Origin of the sequence: Luteitalea sp. (assembly GCF_044337415.1) — a bacterium.
Lineage (GTDB): Bacteria > Acidobacteriota > Vicinamibacteria > Vicinamibacterales > Vicinamibacteraceae > Luteitalea.
Map to the genome: position 1 here is coordinate 55643 of NZ_JBIINP010000008.1, position 18714 is coordinate 74356.

The window sequence follows — 18714 nt, forward strand, 5'->3', positions numbered from 1 at the left end:
CCTGTGATGACGGGGCAAGCAGTCGTAATCTACCACGCGTGTATGACTCGGAGATGAAGGGCGACGAGGCCCTGCGGCGCGTGGCGACGGCCCTTGCCGACGCGAGGGCAATCGTGGTGCTGACGGGGGCCGGAATGTCGGCCGCCAGCGGCGTCCCGACCTTCCGCGGCGCGGGTGGGCTCTGGCGGACATTCCGCGCCGAGGACCTCGCCACACCGGCGGCGTTCGCGCGAGACCCGGCGCTCGTCTGGGAGTGGTACGACTGGCGGCGGCAGCAGATCGCGGCATGCGCACCCAATGCCGGACACGAGGTGCTCGCCCGCTGGAGTGCGGCGCGAGACGCCATGCGCGTCATCACGCAGAACGTCGACGGACTGCACGAACGCGCCGGCACGCGCCACGTGCGTCGGCTGCACGGATCGATCTGGCGCCTGCGGTGCGTGCGTGGCTGTCCGGCGGGCGGCTCGCGCGAGGAGCTCGAGGTGCCGCTGGCCCCGCTCCCGCCCCGCTGCGAGTGCGGCGCGGTGCTCCGCCCCGATGTCGTGTGGTTCGGGGAATCCCTCGATCCCGCGGTCCTCGACGCCGCGGTCCACGACGCACAGCGCGCAGACGTCTTCCTGACCGTCGGCACGTCCTCGCAGGTCTACCCCGCCGCGGGACTCGTGCCACTCGCGCATGCCGCAGGGGCACTCGTGGTGGAGATCAACCCGGAGCCGGCCGCGTCGGCCGACGCCGTGGACGTGCGCCTGACGATGGGGGCCGACCAGGCCCTGGTCGCGCTGGACGACTTGCTGCGGCAGAACCACGCGCGCTGAGCGCCCACAAGGCCGGCGGGGCATCCGCAGCCCTGAACGGCAACGGGCGCCCTGGGGCGCCCGTCGGTTCTCGCGGTCCGTGGTGCGACGTCAGGCCAGCAGCGTCGCCGGACTGGTGCCCGCCGCGAGGATGCGGCCGCCGTCGTAGGTGTACTGGAGGGCGCCGCCCTTCCACTGGCGGAGGCGATAGATCGTCGCAAACAGGAAGTCGGGCGCAGCCCCGCCCTGCCCGCCGACCACTTCCCCACCCCGCCGCACGTTGTCCTGCATCCAGGCCGGCACGAGGAGGTGGTACGGGTTGCGCTGCACCTCGCCGACGTGGAACGAGAGCGCCGCCATCATGTCGGCCAGGTCCTGCACGCTCGACTCGACCATCAGGTTCGGCGTCGCCATCGCCCCCCAGAACTCGGTCTCCGCGACGTGGCAGGTGAAGTCGGCCGGCATCCGGCCCAGCGCGTCCATCACGAGGTGGTACGTGCCGATATGCGAGCTGTTCCAGTCGGTCTCGTGCGGGAAGCACACCACGCGCGGCTGGTGCTCGGCCAGGATGTTCGCGATCACCTCGACGCACCCGGCCCAGTGCGCGGGGTCGCCGGCACGGGCCTTGGCGTTGATCTTCTCGAGTCCGCCCGGGATGGTCTGCACGAGGTCGAAGCCGAGGTACTCGCAGGCCTTGGCGAGTTCGTCCCAGCGCCCCTGCTGGCGCGCCTTGTTGCTGCCCTGCGTGACGGCGACGTTGACGACGCGGTAGCCCGCCTCACGCTGCAACCGCAGCGGCAGCCCGCCGATGATGCACTCGTCGTCGGGGTGCGGCGAGAAGATCAGCACGCGCGGCGCATCGGCCGCCAGCGGCGGGTGCGCCGGCATCGGAAAGCCTCCGAGCTGGAAGCCCTTGCCGTCGTGCACCAGTTGCGCGAGCGCCGAGACGTAAGTGTGGTACGGCGTGCTCATCGGCCCACCTCCGGCAGGCTCGCCGCGGCGATGGCCTGGCCGTGGCGCTTGTCCTTCTCGTCTGGCACGTGGAAGGTGATGCGCGAGGCGAGTTCGGGGAACTCGACGTCGAGCACGTGGCGCGCGCCGTTGACGATGTCGTCGCCGCCGGGACCGGACGTGACGCGCCCGAGCACGAGCACGTGCGCGATGTCGTAGAAGTCGGCAAAGTGCGCCACGCCGTAGCCGAGGTACGTGCCGAGCGTCTCGTAGATTTTCTTCGCGCCGGCGTGACCTTCGTCGCGCAGCTTCTGCACGACCTTCAGCTTCTCGGGCAGGCCGAGGTCGCCGGGCGTCTCGATGCCGGCCGCCGGCAGGAGGCGCCCGACCGCCTGCTGCGAGAAGTACTGCGAGCCCACGCCGTAGTCACCCGACCACTCGTCGGCCGGCGCATCGGGATTGAACGCGATCGGCACGAAGGCGAGTTCGTTGAGCCACGACGTGATGTTGCCGTCGCGGGTCACGTAGCCCGCGGCGGTGCTGGTACCCAGCGCGATGCCGAGGATCGCGTTCTTGCCGAGCGACATCGATCCCGCGAGCGCGGTGACCTCGCCGTCGTTGACCACCTCGAACGGCACGTCGTGCCAGGCCCGCTTCACCTCGAGGAAGAGGTCCTTGACCCGCGCGTCGAACAGGTCCTGCGGCACGCCACGGAAGAGCGACCCGGCCTTCACGCGGTTGTTCACGTACACGCCCGCGGCGCTGCCGCCGATGGCGTCCACGCGCGGCAGGTGCTCGGCCGCCTTCTTGAGCGAGTCCACGATCCCGTCGAAGTGGTACTGCGGATCGGGCTTGTGGTACGGGTCCCACACCGTCTCCTCGCTGAACACCACCTCGCCGTTGACCACGGCCGCCACCTTGCGGTCGCTGCCCCCGAGGTCGAAGCCGATCCGGTAGCCCTCGAGGTGCCGCCCGAGCGGCTTGGTCACCGAGCGCTCGGCCGGAAGGTCCGTGGTGTGCACCACCTCGATCGGGTGATCGAACATCCGGAAGGCCACCAGGTCGGCATCGAAGCGGCCGGTGGCCGTGTCGACGTAGTGCGCCTTCAGCGAGGTCGCCAGGTCGGCCGGACCGTCGATGTAGATCTTCCAGCCACCGCGCGACCACAGCAGGAACTTGACGAAGCGCTCGACGAACGCCGCGTTGCCGGCCGCATCAGGGTGCGAGGGCGGGAGCACGGCGATGTCGAAGCGGAAGACCGAGCCGTCGGCCTGCTCGATGGCCAGGCGCACCGGCACGCCTCCACCGGCTGCAGCCACCTGTGCGCGAAACGCACGCACGGCGAGCACGGCAGGGCGGAAGGCCGGGTCGAGCACCGGCGTGACCTTGGGGGCGACGAGAGGGAGGCCGTTGAGGGTATCCATGGGCGGGAGTCGGGAAACGGGAAACGGGAGTCGGGAATCGGGAGTCGGGGTCGGGAATCGGGGTCGGGAATCGGGGTCGGCGCAGAGCCCGGGAGTGGGCGCCTGGACGAGGCCTCGAGAGGCGCGGCGGGCCGGCCGAGGCCGACGGGCACGGCAGCCCGGCGTGCGCGGGACCACGATACCACCGGGGCCTTGCCCTGCGCGCGCTGCGCGTGGCGAACGCGCCGCGCGCCGGGCACGCCGGCGACCGAGTGATCAGCGGCGCCGTCGCTACCGCCCCCGCAGTTTCGCGACGGGTCCATCGACGCCATTGGGCGGCTGCGTGCGCGCGAACTGGTCATCGTCGCCGAGCTCCGCCTTGAGCCGGGTCAGTTCGGCCCTCAATCCAGCCGTGAGGGCCTCCGTGCCAGGCTGGCCGTACAGGTTGTGCATTTCGTCTGGATCAGCGGCCAGGTCGAAGAGTTCCCACTGATCCCGGGTCCAGTAGTGAATGAGCTTGTGCCGGGTCGTCCGCACGCCGTAGTGCGCACGTGTGTCGTGGTCACCGGGGTCGTGGTAGTAGCGGTAGTACATCGAGGTCCGCCAGTCGGCCGGCGTCTGTCCCCGCCACACGGGCACCGCTGAACGCCCCTGCATGTCGGCCGGCACCGGCACGCCCGCCGCCTCGAGGAACGTCGGCGCGAAGTCGACGTTCAGCACCATCGCATCCGAGGTCGATCTCGCCGCGATCACCGACGGCCAGCGGACGAGCAGCGGCATCCGGAGGCTCTCTTCGTACATGAAGCGCTTGTCGAACAACCCGTGTTCGCCGAGGTAGAAGCCCTGGTCGCTCGTGTACACGACGATGGTGTTCCTGGCCAGTCCGCTGCTGTCGAGATGGTCCAGGATGCGACCGACGCTGTCGTCGACGCCTTGCACGCACGCCAGGTAGTCCTGCATGTACCGCTGGTACTTCCACCGCGCCAGGGTTTCCCCGGTCAGGGTCACTGGTCGCCCGTCCTGTTGGACGGTCACCTCCATCGGCTTGACGTTCAGCCAGGCGTTCCGCTGGTCGGCGGGCAGCTCGGCGGGCGGCGTGAGCTTGAGGTCGCGGCGTGTCAGATCGTCGAAGACGCGCTGCTTGTTCTCGCGGAGGGCGTCGGTCCGTGTCTGGTACCCATCCCAGAGGGTCGGTGGCTCAGGGATCCGTCGCCCCTCGAACATCCGCCGATTCACGTCGTCGGGCTGCCAGTTCCGGTGTGGCGCCTTGTGGTGCACCATCAGGAAGAACGGCCGGTCGGTGGGCCGATCGCGCAGGAACCCGAGCGCCAGGTCGGTGGTGACGTCGGTCACGTGCCGCCCGGTGTAGGTCTTCTCACCCGTCGCCGTGTACAGCACCGGATCGAAGTAGGCCCCCTGCCCCGGCAGGATCTCCCAGGTGTCGAAGCCCTGCGGGTCGCTGCCCAGGTGCCACTTCCCGATCATGCCGGTGTGGTAGCCGCTGGCCTGCAGCAACCGCGCGACCGTCTGGCGTGAGCTGTCGAACCGGTTGAAGACCGGCACGCCGTTGCGGTGCGAGTACTGGCCGGTCAGCATCACCGCGCGACTCGGCGTGCAGATCGAGTTGGTCACGAAGGCCCGGTCGAAGCGAACGCCTTCGCGCGCCAGCCTGTCGATGTGCGGCGTCTCGTTGACACGCGACCCGTACGCCGAGATGGCCTGGGAGGCGTGGTCATCGGACATGATGAAGATGATGTTCGGCCGCGACGCCCGAGCCTGAGCCCAGACGGGTGTCGCGCCAAGGAACACCGCGAGGGCTAGCCCCGCGACGACTCGTCGTGTCATGATGCGGCGATTCTACGCTTGGCGCGGAGCGTTCGCCGGCCACCCGGACAGCGTTGATCGAAGTGCCCCCCGGCAGATCGGTGCCGATTCCCGTGACCACGCACACCTGCACCGCGATTGCCCTCGTCCTGGCATCCCTCAGCCTCTGCACGTCCGTCGCCTCGGCGCAGACCGCGCCCGGCGACGTCGTCGTCACTCCGGTCACGACCGCCGCCGTGGGGACATCCTCCCTCCCGTCCTCGACACGCCTGGCGGTCGCATGGACGCGTGCGGATCGGGCCCACCATGTGGAGGTGGTGGCGCGGGAGTCGATTCAGGGCACCGAGGTCCGCGCGACGCTGGGAGCCGATGCCACGGCGGTGACGCTCACCAACCTCAAGGCCGCGACCACCTACGCCGTCACCGTCATCGCGTGCCAGGACGAGCCGTGTGCGTTGGCGGTGGCGTCGCGCCCGGTCGACGCGTCGACCGACACGGAGTACTGGCAGTTCGTGGGTGTGGGACGGTCCGTCGACGGCCTCACGAAGATCGTCGCCGATGGGAACGCCCGATTGAGCGCCACGCGCTTCGGCCCGGACGCCGGCGAGATGGCCGGCGCGGTGCAGCTGTACTACGGACCGATGCCGCGCGATCGCCGGCCGCAACTGGCGGTTGCCGTCGCCTCCGGACCTGCGGATGCCGCGGCCCCCGAGTCGTTCCTCTCGTTCGGCAGCCGCGCGGGATCGAGCGGCGTCACCGCTCCTACCACGCCGACACCCCTCGTGGCCTCGGTCGCCACGGGTCAGGGTGTGCCCGTCTCGTCACCCGACGGAGGATTCGTCCGCCTGTTCTTCGAGGCGCAGGGCGCCGACGGCCGGACGCGCGCGATGTGGGTCGACAGCAAGGACGGGTATCGCGGGCTCGACTTCAACGCCGGACCGGCCTCCACCTGCGAGCGGCCGGAGGACTTCGCTCCGGGCGGCGGCTGCACCCCGACGATGGCCGTCGGGGTTGAGAGCGACCCCGACGGCAACCCGCGCATTCGCAACGCGCGACAGTTCAAGGTGGCCTGGCCGACGCTCGAGTCGCCACACTGGGATCTCGCTCCCGGCACCTTCATGGTGTTCACGACCGACCGCGTGGACGGCTGCTCTGCGGCCTCGCACAACCACGGGTACGCGGTGTGGGACGGCACGCGGTGGGCGGTGCAGTATCGCGAGGATGGCTGCCCGAAGCTGTTCACGAGCGCGCAGGCCGCCTTTCCGCTCCACACCGGCGCTGCCCGGTATCGCCTGTACTACGGCGACCCCTCGATGCAGGAAGGACGAGGCACCTCGAACCTGCCGTTCCTCGGGCCCAAGAAGCTGATCTACGCCGACGGAGTCGTGAGTGGCCCACCCGATCGCGTCGACTTCGAGGACTGGGAACCACAAACCGCGAACCGCGACGTCGTCTTCCTGTGGCCCGACGGGTCCCCCCTCGACGCGCGGGCCGAGGGCTACATCGACGACTACCACTTCCTGGCGCCCACCGGCAGCCCAGACCTGCAGGTGATGTACGTGACGATCACCGACGGGGCCATCGCGCCGATTGCGGTGGCCGCCGTGCTCCGCAACCCGTAACCGCGTCGCCCCCGCCCCGGGCCCGTGTGGTCGCCCGCGGCACCGCTCGCCCGTACAATCGACGACCATGTCCGACAGATTCGCCCGTCCCGGGATGATCGTCGCCCTTGGCGCGATCGGTGCTGCGCTCCTGCTCCCGGCGATGCCGGCGGCACAAGCGCCGGCGCCCGCTTCCCTCGCGGCTGACGTCTCGACCCTGCCGTCGCGGTCGATAGGGCCCGCGCTCATGGGCGGCCGCATCGCCGACGTGGTCGTCGACCCACGCGATCGATCCACCTGGTACGTGGCGGTCGGATCCGGCGGCGTGTGGAAGACGACCAACGCCGGCGTCACGTTCACGCCGATCTTCGACGACCAGCCGTCGTACTCCATCGGCACGATCGCGCTCGACCCGGCCAACCCCGACATCGTGTGGGTGGGCACGGGCGAGAACGTCAGCGGGCGGCACGTCGGCTGGGGCGACGGCGTGTACCGCAGCCGCGACGGCGGCCGCACCTGGCAGCGCATGGGCCTGCCACAGTCGCAGCACATCGGCCGGATCCTGATCGATCCGCGCGACAGCCACGTGGTGCTGGTGGCCGCCGAGGGCCCCCTGTGGTCGGCCGGCGGCGAGCGCGGCGTGTACCGCACCACCGACGGCGGCGCGACGTGGGCGCCCGTGCTGCAGGTGGACGAGCACACCGGCGTCACAGACATGGAGTTCGATCCCGCCAACCCCGATGTCGTGTACGCCGCCTCGTACCAGCGGCGCCGGCACGTGTGGGGGTTCCTGGGCGGCGGCCCCGGGTCGGGCCTGCACAAGTCCACCGACAACGGAAAGACCTGGCGCAAGGTGACGACCGGGCTGCCGACCGGCGACATGGGCAAGATCGGCCTCGCCGTCACGGCCGCCGATCCCAGCGTCGTCTACGCCACGATCGAGGCCGGCCCGGAGCAGCGCGGGTTCTACCGATCGCGTGACCGCGGCGAGAGCTGGGAACGCCGCAACGGCTACATCTCTGGAGGCACCGGGCCGCACTACTACCAGGAGATCGTGGCCTCAGCCACCGACGCCGACCTGGTGTACCAGATGGACGTCTTCCTGCAGGTCACGCGCGACGGGGGCAAGACGTTCAGCGTGCTCGAGACCGGGCACGACAAGCACAGCGACAACCACGCGCTGTGGATCGATCCTGCAAACGGGCGTCACATGCTCGTGGGTACCGACGGCGGCCTCTACGAAAGCTTCGACGAGGGGACGCGCTGGCGCCACTTCCCCAACATGCCGGTGTCGCAGTTCTACAAGGTGGCGCTCAACGATCGCGTGCCGTTCTACGACGTGCTGGCGGGCGCACAGGACCTGGGCACGCTGCACGGCCCCTCACGCACGCGTCATCGCGAGGGCATCCGGAGCCAGGACTGGTACGTGCCGCTCGGCGCCGACGGCTACGGCGTCGCCTTCGATCCCCGCGACCCCGACACCATGTACCTGATGTGGCAGGAGGGGATGCTCACCCGCAAGGACCGGCGCAACGAGGAGACCGTGATGATCAGGCCCATGCCGGCCCCGGGCGATCCGCCCGAGCGCTGGAACTGGGACTCGCCGCTCCTGGTCAGCCCGCACGATCCGGCGCGCCTGTACTTCGGTTCGCAGCGCCTGTGGCGCAGCGACGACCGCGGCGACAGCTGGACGCCCGTCAGCGGCGACCTGACGCTCGCGCAGCCGCGATATGCGCAGCGCTACATGGGCCGGGTGTGGAGCGTCGACGCGCTCCACGACAACGCCGCGATGTCCAAGTACGCCACGACCACGGCCATCGCCGAGTCCCCACGCGAGGCCGGCGTGCTGGTGGTCGGCACCGACGATGGGCTGGTGCAGGTGACGGCCGACGGCGGCCGGTCGTGGACGCGCGCGGGCGCGCTGCCCGGGCTGCCGCCGCTGTCGTTCATCAACGACGTGGAGGCGTCGCCCCACGCGGCGCGCACCATCTTCGCGGTCGCCGATGCGCACAAGATCGGCGACTTCTCGCCGTACGTGTTCGCCAGCGACGATCTCGGCCGCACCTGGCGCTCGATTGCCGGCAACCTGCCGCGCGGCACCATCGCCTGGGCCATCCAGCAGGATCCCGTGGAACCGCGGCTGTTGTTCCTCGGCACCGAGTTCGGCCTGTACTGGTCGCCCGATGCCGGCGCGACCTGGCACCGGCTGACCGGCGGCGTGCCGACGATTCCGTTCCGCGACGTGAAGATCCAGTCCCGCGCCGGCGACCTCGTGGCGGCGAGTTTCGGCCGCGGCATCTACGTGCTCGACGACTACGCGCCGCTGCGCGAGGTGGCCCGCGCGGCCCGACTCGAGTCGACGTTGTTCCCGGTGCGCGATGCGTGGTGGTACGTCCCGTATGCCGTCGGCCAGGCCCCGGGCCGGCCCGAGCTCGGCAGCGACGACTTCACGTCGCCGAACCCGCCCGACGGCGCGCTGCTCACGTACTACCTCGACGCGCCGCTGTCCACGGCGGCCGAAGCGCGGCGCACGCAGGAACGCGCGCTGCGCGACAAGGGCGCGGACATCCCCGTGCCGGATCTCGACCGGCTGCGGACCGAAGCGCTCGAGCCTGGCGTGAAGGTACTGATTGCCATCAGCGACGCGACGGGGCGACGCGTGCGCCTGATCGAGGGGCCGTCGACCCGGGGCGTGCATCGGGTGGCGTGGGACCTGCGCGCCGCCAATCCGGCGCCGCTCGTGCTCGACCCGCCAGCGTTCCGTCCTCCCTGGGCCGACGAAACGGGCGGTCCCCTCGTGGCGCCCGGACGATACACGGCCACGCTGCTGGTTGCCTCCAACGGTGCCGTGCGCCAGGTGGGCGCGGCACGGTCGTTCCAGGTGACCGCGGTGGACACGCTCGCGCCGGGCACCGACCCGATCGCCGTGACGGCGTTCCAGGCCGAGGCCGCCGCCCTGCAGCGCCGGGTCAGCGCCGCGATCGCGCAAGTGCGCGACGCACGAAACCAGGGCCGATACCTGCGCGCGGCGCTGGCCGCCACGCCGGGGGCCGATCCCACGCTCGCGCGGCGGACCGAGTCCCTCCTGCAGGCGTTCGCGGATCTCGAACGGCGGCTCACCGGCGATCCGGCGCGTCAGCGGCTCGAAGAGTCCGACACGCCGTCGATCGCCAACCGCCTCGGACTCGCCACCGCGACCTGGGCGACGCGACAGCCTGCCACGGCCACGCAGCGGCGCGCGCTCGAGATCGCCACCGCGGAGTTCGGGGCTCTGGGTCCAGAGCTGACCACCCGGCTCGCCGAACTGGCGACGCTACACGCCGACCTGGCGGCGGCCGGCGCGCCGTACGTCCCGGGACGACGCGTCCCGTAGTACGGCCGCCGGCGACAGACCACGGGCATCAGCGCAGCCTGGTCGCCAGTGCGCTGGTGCCCGCGGCCCACTTCACGCCGCGTGCGTCGTTGAACATCGCCCGCTCCACGATCAGTTCCGCCGGGGTGGTCCCCAGGCTCTCGACGATGGTGCCGAAGCGCTTGCCAGTCGCCCCCGCGAACTCGACGCCCACGGCCACGTTCATGCGACTGTTGGCGGCGAGCGGGAAGTCGCGGGTGGCCTGGGTGCCATCTTCGAACACGAGCGTCACTCGGGCCGTTCCCGCAAAGGGCGAGAGGTTGCCGATCAGCACATAGGTCTCCGCACTGCGGCTCGGGTCGACTTCGCCGTCGGCGAGACCCCACTTGGTGCCGATGGTCAGGGCGCCGGCCGCGTTGTGCCCCTCGTACCACCCACCCGTGCCGCCCCACCACATCGCGCGCTCGACGACCACGCCCACGTTGTTGGTGACGTGGAATGACGTCGCGACCGCGGTATCAGCAAGGTCCTGGCCCTCCTGATCGACCCAGACGTTGAAGCGGCTGTTGGCAGGCACCGCGTATCTGCGCACGATCACGCTGCCGTCGGGCTTCAGGTAGCGCGCTTCGACGTCGGCCGTCTGCCCCGTCGGATTGGCGATGAGGAAGAAGAGGTCGAAGAAGCTGCCGGTGGCCCCCTCCGCGAAGTACCACTGCAAGGCCGGCGCCTCCACGCCTGCGCTCTCGTGACCCGCGCCGAACACCTGGCCTGGCAGGTTGAGGTACATGGCGCGCTCCACGATCACCGGCACGGCGTTGGTCGACGTGATGACGGCCGACACTTCGGCGTCGTCGAGTCGCGGGTCCTGCTGGTTGACCCAGATGTTGAAGCGGGTTCGCGCCGGCACCGTGTAGGTGCGGACGACCGGCGCCTGCGGGGCCGGCAACAGGTAGCGCACTTCGATCGTCGCGTCGGTCGCGTTCGGGTTCTGCACGAGGTAGAACAGTTCGAAGCCGCCAATCGTCGCGCCCTCGGCGAGGAACCACTGCGAGAGCGGGCGCGCCATGCTCGTCTCGGCGTGACTCCCATAGCCGTCACGGTCCCAGCGCATCGTGCGATCCGCAATCAGCGGCTGGTCGGACTCGACCACCATCGAGAACTCCGCGTCGGTCAGGCCGAGCGCCTTCGGATCGATGGTGACGCGCGCAATCGGCGCCAGGGACAGCGTCTGCAGGACCTCGGTGCCGTCGCCCTTCTGGAAGCGCACGCGGGCCGTCGCAGGCCGGCCGGTCGCGTTCAACAGCGCGACGCGCGTGTCGAAGAAGCTGCTCGTGGCGCCCTCGGCGAAGTACCGCGTGAACTCGCCCACCTGCGCCACGAAGAACGGGGCGACCTCGTCCCGCTGCAGGTTCGGGAACGACTGCATCGCCGGCTCGAAGACGAAGGTGCCACGCGCCGGCGTCATCGTGTAGCTGCCGCCCTCCGGGACGGTGAAGCTGTAGCGGCCATCGAGATCGGTGAGTTGCGTACTACTGCCCGATCCCGCCATCGACATCGTCACGCCTTCGACGCCGGTGTCGTTCAGATCACGCACCTGCCCGCTGATGGTGTAGAGCCGCGTAGCCTGGAAACTGGCCACCCGGTTGGCGACCACATTCGCGAGCGACTGCGACGACGCGGTGAACACGAAGTTGGTCAGCGTGGGCGTCACCGTGAAGCTGCCGCCCGCCGGCAGCGCCGCGAATCGGTACTGGCCGGCAGCGTCGGTCACCGTGGTACGCGACGCGCTCCCGGAGAGGGTGACCGTCACGCCTGCGAGTGCAGCCCCGCTGCGGGTGATGGTCCCGGAAATCGACGGCTGCGAGCCGACGACATCCTGGTTCACCTGATCGGTCGTCAGGTTCGTGTAGGCGCGGGAAGCCGGGGCAAACACGTAACCTGCCGTCGACGGCGTGACGGTGTAGCTGACTCCGGCGGTGAGGTTTGCGAACGAGTAGGCCCCTGCCGCATCCGTGACCGTCGACGCCGACGCACCGCCCGCCAGGGTCATCGTGATGTTCGCCAGGGCCGGCGCACCTGGGCCACTGCCGAGTGTGGCGCGTCCGCTGATCGAAACCGTCGGTGTCGTCGCCGTGCGGCACTGCGAGAACTCGGACGTCCCGGACGGCCCGGTCGCCGTGACCGTGATGACGGCCTTGCCCGGCACCCCAGCGACGAGGATGCTGAATGTCGCGTTGCCGCTCGCGTCGGTGATCGCCTGGTTGCCGCCCACGTATGCGTCGCCTTCGCCGTTGTTCAACGGGTCGCACGTGGCGTTGGCGTAGGCGTCGATCGAGAAGGTCGTGTTCGGCGTGCTGTTGAGCGTGCCCTGCACCTGCAGGAGATTGCCGGCAAACAGCGTCGTCGAGGTGACAACCGGGTAGTTCTGCCGGCCATTGGCGCCGGTGTCGGCATCGAGTGAGTCGTTGCTGTCCACCAGTGGCGTGTCGCCGATATCGATGCCCAGTGAGCCATTGGCGTCGATGCGGTTGCCGCGGATCTCCGTGCCGGTGCCGCCCGCCAGCAGCACGCCGCGACTGCCGTTGTGTGCGATGACGTTGGCCTGGCCGGCGCCCGTGCCGCCGACGATCGCTCCGCTCACGCCATTGTCGACGAGGATTCCGTCGATGCTGTTGCCGAGCGGGTTCCCGGACGCGTTGACGCCGATGCGATTGCCGACGATAGACACGCCCGACACCACGCCCCACGAGGTCTGCAGCAGGTAGATGCCCCGGCCGCTACCGGAGATCACATTGCCCATGCCCGCGCCGGTGCCGCCGATGCCGAAGCCCGGCGCATCGACCACGACACCGCTGCCCACGTTCGGCACCGCCGTCAGGCCGGTCGCATCGGTCCCGATGTAGTTGCCGTGTACCGCGACGTTGGCAACCGTCACCTGGTTGCTTCCGGACAGGAAGAGCCCGTTCAAGTTGCCGGAGATCACGTTGCGCGCCTGGGACGTCGTGCCCCCGATGACCGTATTGGGCGCCTTGACGAGGATGCCGAACGTGCTTGGCCTGAGGGCCGCCGTTCCAGCTGCGTTGGTGCCGATGAAGTTCCCCTGCACGGTGGCTCCATGCGGCTCGATCAGGACGTTGTGGCTGAAGTTGCCGGCGACGACGTTGCGGGCACCCGCCACCGTGCCGCCGACGACGGTGCCGATGCCGCCGACCCAGATCCCCGTGGTGAAGCCTCGTGCGAGCGTCCCCGACTGGTCGAGGCCGACGTAGTTGCCCTGGATGAGTGTGCCGGTCGGGCTGGCCCCCGTCGGGTTGCCCTCCTGCACCCAGATGCCGACGTCGCTGGTGTTCGCGTTGCTCCCGGCCACGACGTTGCGCGCGAGAGACGTCGTGCCACCGATGAGGGTGTTGGTTGCCGAGCCTGTGCCGGGAAACGCGCCGGCCACGACAATCGCCGAGCCCGTACCGTTCGGCACGGACGTGGTGCCGTCGGCGGCGAGTCCGACCAGATTCCCCTGCACACGGTTACCCGACAGCGCCCCCCCACCACGCAGGCCGATCACGATCCCGTTGCTCGCGTTGCCCGACACCACGTTTCCCGCCCCGGCGACATCACCGCCGATGACGTTGGCGTTGGCGCTGGCCCCGCAGTACCCGAAGCCGGGGGCATAGGTGGAGACATGGACCGGAACACTCGTGTTCGGACGCGCCAGCGTGCCCGTGGGATCGAGGCCGATGTAGTTGCCCTGCACGCGGACGTTGCTCACGCACAGGAGTTGGATGCCGTACGAGTTGCCCGAGATCACGTTGCGGTCGGCCGCCGTCGTGCCGCCGATGATCGTGTTCGGATAGTCGCCGCCCGACCCCACCAGGATGCCGCCCCAGGTGCTGGTGTTGCCCTGCGCGGCGCCTGTCTCGGTCACACCGATGTAGTTGCCGGCCACCACCACGCCATCGGCATTGACCTGGATGCCCTGGTAGAAGGCCACCACGATCAGGCCGCGGATCGACGAGTTGGCACCGGTGACGCTCAGACCGAACCCGTTGACCGCCGGAGAGCCGAGCAGCTTGATCAGCGGCGTCCCCGCGAACCCGGGCTGGGTCGTGCCGTCGATGTCGATCTCGGTCGAGATCGTCGGCAGGGTGGTCGCAGGCGCGATCGTCTGCAGGCCGCCTGCACCGATGTTGAAGGTGATGGTGTCGGCGCCCGCCAGAGCGTTGGCCTCCTGGAGCGCCGCGCGCAGCGTGCAGACGGCGCCGGCGGTGGCACAGGCGCCATTGCCCGGGTTCGCATCGGCAGCATCACCGGTGTTGTTCACGATGAACGTCGCGGCGGCGCTGCGACTGGCCGGAAGTACCAGCAGGGCTGCGATGCCGCAGACGATGGTCCACGCGCGCAAAGACACTCGAGTCACGGCACGACTCCTGTCGGTCGCCCAGGCGAAATGTGGGCTACCGTGACAAGAGGCGCGACTCGCGGCGTTTGCTCAGGGGGCTGTGCTGGTCAGGGTCGGCCCTGCAGGACGAGACTGGCCCACAGCGCCGGATGCTCAACGAGCGTGACCCGCCCCAGCGACGAGTCCACGGTCACCCGGTTGGCGCGGAGATCGGCCAGCCAGGCCAGCTGAGCGCGGCGCAAGGCCCGCGCCTTGCTTCCGGTGGCGATCCACTCCCGATAGAAGCGCGGCAGGATCGCGCGCGCGGCCTCATCTGGCAGGTCCCACAGCGTGGCGATCATCGATCGCGTCCCGGAGGCGAAGAAGGCGCGCGTCAACCCGAGCAGGCCGTCGCCGGTCACCGGACCGGCCGCGCTCCGACAGGCACTGAGCACGACGAGGTCGGCGTCGAGCCAGAGGTCGTAGATGTCCTCCGCCGTCAGCCGTCCGTCCTGCTCAGGCTCAGCTCCGTCCGCTGCCAACGCGAGGAACGACTCGAAGGGTCGCGCGTCGTCGGTGATGGCATGCGTCGCCAGATGGACGACACCGGCGGTCGCGGCGGCACGCCGTACGGACGACTCCGAGGCCTGCGTGCGGCGGAGGATGGTTATCGAGGCAGGCGCCACGAAACGCCGGATGGCGTTCACCTCCTGCGCCGCGCCGGGGAGCGGCGTGAATCCGTGCGTCCTGACCAGCGCGACCGGCAGCGCCGGATCGCCAACGAGCAGGTACGACGGCGGCCCTTCTCGTGCCTCACGGTCGTGCAGCAGGCGCAAGACGGTCACCGATGGCGTGTAGCTGATCTGGTAGTCCTCGATCAGGTACCGACCGCGACGATCGGTCAGCGCCGCGAACGACAGGCGGAACAACGGCCCGTGCGGCACGACGGTGACGAGTTCCTCGCGTGGCGGCAGCCATCGTCGCAGCGGAGCCACGAGGTCGTCGTGCAGGCGCCGGAACGCAGCGCGTGCCGCTGGCCCCGCCGCGAAGGTCCCGGCCGCTGGCGTCCCGGCAGTTGCGGCGATGGCCCGCTGGAGATCGGCCTGCCCAATCGGCAGCCGCTGCATGTGGATGTCTCCGGCTGGCGTCACCACCCATGCCCGCGTCACATTCTCGTCCACCCAGTACGACACGATGGTCGTGCGCTGGGTCCGCGCAGTGGCCACCATCTCGTCCACGGTGGCGCTCCGCACGTCGACGGCACTGTCGAGCCGAGTGCCACCGCGCGGGGCGTCAGGCGTCCCTCGCAAGGCCAGACCCGTCGGCAGGGGCACCGCGGTCGAGGCGGCTCGCGTGGCCAGCATGGGCGCGCGCTGTGCGACGCGCGAGGCCACCAGGTCGGCGAACGCACGGGCGCGAGCACGCTCGGCGACGTCGAGCGCGCGCGTGGCCTCGCCCACATCAGCCAGCCGCGTCACGCTGAGCGCGAACAGGCGGGACCATGTCCGATCGAAGCCGCGCTTGAAGTAGTCTCGCGGCACCAGCGAGCCGCGCAGCTGCTCGATCGCGGCGATGCCCTCCGCGGCGGCGGCGATGGCCTCCTGAGGCCGGCCGAGCGCGTCGAGGGCGCGAGCGCGGCGGTCGAGCATCTCGACGCGGTTGTCCACACCCAGCCCCGGCGCTGCCAGCGAAAGGTCGATGGCGGTGAGGGCCTCCGCGTGGCGCCCGGCGGCGAACGCCACCGTCCCGCGGGCGCCCTGCAGGGTGCCCGCGAGCCGCGAATCCGCCGGCAACGCGAGCGCTTCGGCCATCGCGCGCTCGGCCTCCGGGAGTCGCTGCATCTCCACCAGCCCGAACGCCTGCTGCGTCAGGGCGAGGAGCAGGTCCGTTGGCTGAGGAGAGGCGCGCGAGACGGTCACGGCCTCGGCGTACGCCGCAGCGGCGTCGTCGTACCGTCCGAGCTGCCGCTGGGCGATCCCGAGGCCAATCAGGTTCTGGACCTCGGCGGGCTTGTTGTCGAGGCCTCGCTGCACGTCGAGCGCGCGGCGGAACCAGGGGATGGCCTGCTCCGGTTCGCCGTGCACGCGGTAGATGCGCCCGACACTCGTCAGCGCGCGCGCCAGGTCAGCGCGGGCCTGCGCGCGCTCGAGCAGTCCGACCGCACGCTCGGTCTCGCGCAGCGCCGAGATGTAGTCGCCGGCCAGGAACGCCAGGTCGCCATGCTGGTGCGCGACGAGGCCCCGAAGCGCAAGCCGTTGCTCTCCCTCGAACTCGAGCAATCGCTCGGCCTCCTCGATCATGCCGAGTCGATCGACCATGGGCACGGTCGCCACGAAGGTGAGACTGCGGAGAATTTGCGCCTGCAGCCAGCGCGGACCATGCGCACGCGTCAGCTCCACACCGGTGCGCCACTGCTGCTCGGCGGCTCCGTGCGCCCCCCGCTCCGCGAACTCGCGCCCGCGCTGGAGGGCCAGCGTGGCACGGAGCTCGAACGCCGCGGCATCGTCGAGGCAGCGTGCAGCCCGAGCGTAGTGGCCCTCGGCTGCGGCGTCGTCACGCCGCAGGAACGCCACGCGCCCCAGGCCCCATTCCGCCCGCCCTTCGACAAGGAGGTCACCGGCGGCTACGGCCAGATCGCGAGCGCGCACGAGTGTCGCCGTGGCCTCGTCGAGGCGATTGAGAGTGATGAGCCTGACGCCCTCGTCGGCAAGCTGTGAGGGCGTCGAGGATACGGCCACCTGCCCCGGGCGCTCAGCCAGCGCCTGGCGCATCGGTTCGTCGTGCGGGGTCGCGACTCCCTCGAAGGGCGCCCACGCGCATGCGAGCAGCACGAGCAGGCCGCGCATGGTCATCGGCGGCGACTCAGCGTGACGACCCCAACGCCTCGCATGCCTCGCGCGATCGTGGTCCGCCACGCGCGCAGAGGGACCGCAGCGTCTCCGACGCACGGTTATGGGCGCCGAGTCGTTCATGGGCGACCGCCGTGAACCACTGCGCGTCGTTGCCGACCAGATCACTCGGCGCAGACTGCACGAGCCAGGGCACCGCGGACGCGGCGTCGCCGGCCAACAGGTACGACAGGCCGGCGTAGAACGCGATCTCCGGCGTGTCTGCCTGCGTCCGCGCGAGTGGCGCCAGTGCGGACGCCGCCTGCGCGTAGGCCCCGCCACGGTACAGGTCGAGCGCGGGACGGAGCGACTGCACGAGCGCCGTGCGCCGCGCGGCCTCGGACGGAGCGGAACCTCGCAGCGTCATGGTGAGCGTGGCAGGCATCCGTACGTCGAGCGCGACGATCGACGATGCCCACGCCGCAGGCACGGACGACCCGATCGCGGCGGCGGGAGGTGTAGCGGCGGGAGCCGCCCTTGACGGGCCTTCGGCAATCGAGGCCGATGGCTCCTGAGTCGTGCCTCGTGACATCCCGACCCACAAGGCGCCACCAAGGGCCGCGAGCACCAGCGCGGCCGCAGCGAGCGCCCCGTACCGCTGCCACCACGGTGACGACGCCGTGGAGAGCGCTGGCGCGTGCGGGTCGATGTCGGCCGCCTCCTTGCGCAGGGCGGTCAGCGCCCTGTGGATGGCGGCGCACTCGTCGCACTCCACCACGTGGTCGACGATCCGCTCGCGAACATCCGGCGCCAGGGACCCAGTGGACAAGGCCACCCAGTCGTCCTCGGATGGATGGATACCCGCGCCGGGCCCCGTGCCGAGATCCTCGCGATACAGGTCGCGAAGCAGCGCCTCGGCGGCCGATGGACTCTCGTCACTGCGCATCGTCATGACATGCCTCGTTCGCGCAGCGCGAGCCGCAGATCGGCCATGCCGCGTGCGATCAGGTTGCGGGCGCGCTGGTAGGGCCAGCCGCACAACGCCATGATCTCCTCGACGGAGAACCCGGCGAGGTGAGCCTTGACTGCCCGCGCGCGGTCTGGCGCCAGCGTTTCGAGGCTGGCGCGCAGCGCCTGTCGCTGCTCGCGCCGTCGCACGTCGTCATCCGGCGTCGTCCCTGTCGCCACCAGTTCCATCCGGGGGCTTGCAGGTTCGGCTCGGGCCGACTGGCTTCGATCGCGGCGGATGGCACGAACGGTCTCTCGCACGGCGGCCCTGTAGACATAAGAGGCCGGATGGTCGATGACTTGCTCACGGGCGACCTGCTGCCAGAGCGAGACGAGGACCGCCTGCTCGATGTCATCGGCCAGACGGGGTGCGTCTGCCCGAGCCGCGCGACGGATGGCGTGGCGAATGAGGCGACCGTACTCACGGACCAGCGCCTCGAAGCGAGCGTCGGGCTGCCGGGCATCCATCGCGGGGTGCGGGCATTGTAGCCCCGCCTCCGCCAGAGTCCATCCAGGACCCTGGCCAGCCGCCGCGTCGGCCCCTTTGCGTCACGCCGACCTGGCGGCCGCCGGCGCGC

Annotated in this window: 10 protein-coding genes; 3 read left to right on the forward strand and 7 right to left on the reverse strand. The window is 70.4% G+C overall.

The window, feature by feature from the left end; translation table 11 throughout:
- The first annotated feature begins 53 nt into the window (after positions 1-53).
- On the forward strand, positions 54-815 hold the full coding sequence (locus tag ACIRDX_RS03000; protein ID WP_396623917.1) for an NAD-dependent deacylase: 762 nt from the start codon (positions 54-56) through the stop codon (positions 813-815).
- 90 nt (positions 816-905) lie between these two features.
- Here the strand turns inward: ACIRDX_RS03000 and ACIRDX_RS03005 are convergent, their stop codons facing one another.
- From ACIRDX_RS03005 to ACIRDX_RS03015, 3 genes are all read right to left on the reverse strand, one after another.
- Positions 906-1766 carry a PIG-L deacetylase family protein gene (locus ACIRDX_RS03005; RefSeq protein ID WP_396623918.1) on the reverse strand — a complete coding sequence of 287 codons (861 nt, stop codon included), beginning with the start codon at positions 1764-1766 and terminating at the stop codon, positions 906-908.
- Positions 1763-3169 (reverse strand): ROK family protein, encoded by a 1407-nt coding sequence (locus tag ACIRDX_RS03010; protein ID WP_396623919.1) that lies wholly within the window; start codon positions 3167-3169, stop codon positions 1763-1765. The genes ACIRDX_RS03005 and ACIRDX_RS03010 overlap by 4 nt, the downstream gene beginning before the upstream one ends.
- A gap of 270 nt (positions 3170-3439) precedes the next feature.
- Entirely contained in the window at positions 3440-4993 is a 1554-nt protein-coding gene (locus ACIRDX_RS03015) for a sulfatase (protein WP_396623920.1), read from the reverse strand.
- 80 nt (positions 4994-5073) lie between these two features.
- Between ACIRDX_RS03015 and ACIRDX_RS03020 the strand changes: the two genes are divergently transcribed.
- Both ACIRDX_RS03020 and ACIRDX_RS03025 read left to right on the forward strand, forming a co-directional pair.
- Positions 5074-6594 (forward strand): fibronectin type III domain-containing protein, encoded by a 1521-nt coding sequence (locus tag ACIRDX_RS03020; protein ID WP_396623921.1) that lies wholly within the window; start codon positions 5074-5076, stop codon positions 6592-6594.
- Between the two features lie 67 nt (positions 6595-6661).
- Complete coding sequence (locus tag ACIRDX_RS03025) at positions 6662-9946, forward strand: glycosyl hydrolase (protein ID WP_396623922.1); 3285 nt, start codon at positions 6662-6664, stop codon at positions 9944-9946.
- Positions 9947-9974: 28 nt separating this feature from the next.
- Here ACIRDX_RS03025 and ACIRDX_RS03030 read toward each other — a convergent pair whose 3' ends face one another.
- The 4 genes from ACIRDX_RS03030 to ACIRDX_RS03045 all read right to left on the reverse strand — a co-directional run bounded on the left by ACIRDX_RS03030 (position 9975) and on the right by ACIRDX_RS03045 (position 18604).
- Positions 9975-14339, reverse strand: coding sequence for a beta strand repeat-containing protein (locus ACIRDX_RS03030; RefSeq protein ID WP_396623923.1), 4365 nt, complete (start codon positions 14337-14339; stop codon positions 9975-9977).
- An 89-nt stretch (positions 14340-14428) separates the two neighbouring features.
- Positions 14429-17152: a CHAT domain-containing protein gene (locus ACIRDX_RS03035; RefSeq protein WP_396623924.1), complete on the reverse strand. Its 2724-nt coding sequence runs from the start codon at positions 17150-17152 to the stop codon at positions 14429-14431.
- A gap of 10 nt (positions 17153-17162) precedes the next feature.
- Positions 17163-18080 (reverse strand): hypothetical protein, encoded by a 918-nt coding sequence (locus ACIRDX_RS03040; protein WP_396623925.1) that lies wholly within the window; start codon positions 18078-18080, stop codon positions 17163-17165.
- Positions 18077-18604: an RNA polymerase sigma factor gene (locus tag ACIRDX_RS03045; RefSeq protein ID WP_396623926.1), complete on the reverse strand. Its 528-nt coding sequence runs from the start codon at positions 18602-18604 to the stop codon at positions 18077-18079. Before ACIRDX_RS03045 ends, ACIRDX_RS03040 begins: the two co-directional genes overlap by 4 nt.
- Positions 18605-18714 lie beyond the last annotated feature (110 nt).

Excerpts from the sequence above, each read along its gene's own strand:
- ACIRDX_RS03025 (WP_396623922.1), top strand. The coding sequence starts at position 6,662 with ATGTCCGACAGATTCGCCCGTCCCGGGATGATCGTCGCCCTTGGCGCG.
- ACIRDX_RS03040 (WP_396623925.1), bottom strand. The coding sequence starts at position 18,080 with ATGACGATGCGCAGTGACGAGAGTCCATCGGCCGCCGAGGCGCTGCTT.
- ACIRDX_RS03005 (WP_396623918.1), bottom strand. The coding sequence starts at position 1,766 with ATGAGCACGCCGTACCACACTTACGTCTCGGCGCTCGCGCAACTGGTG.
- ACIRDX_RS03035 (WP_396623924.1), bottom strand. The coding sequence starts at position 17,152 with ATGACCATGCGCGGCCTGCTCGTGCTGCTCGCATGCGCGTGGGCGCCC.
- ACIRDX_RS03010 (WP_396623919.1), bottom strand. The coding sequence starts at position 3,169 with ATGGATACCCTCAACGGCCTCCCTCTCGTCGCCCCCAAGGTCACGCCG.
- ACIRDX_RS03045 (WP_396623926.1), bottom strand. The coding sequence starts at position 18,604 with ATGGATGCCCGGCAGCCCGACGCTCGCTTCGAGGCGCTGGTCCGTGAG.
- ACIRDX_RS03000 (WP_396623917.1), top strand. The coding sequence starts at position 54 with ATGAAGGGCGACGAGGCCCTGCGGCGCGTGGCGACGGCCCTTGCCGAC.
- ACIRDX_RS03015 (WP_396623920.1), bottom strand. The coding sequence starts at position 4,993 with ATGACACGACGAGTCGTCGCGGGGCTAGCCCTCGCGGTGTTCCTTGGC.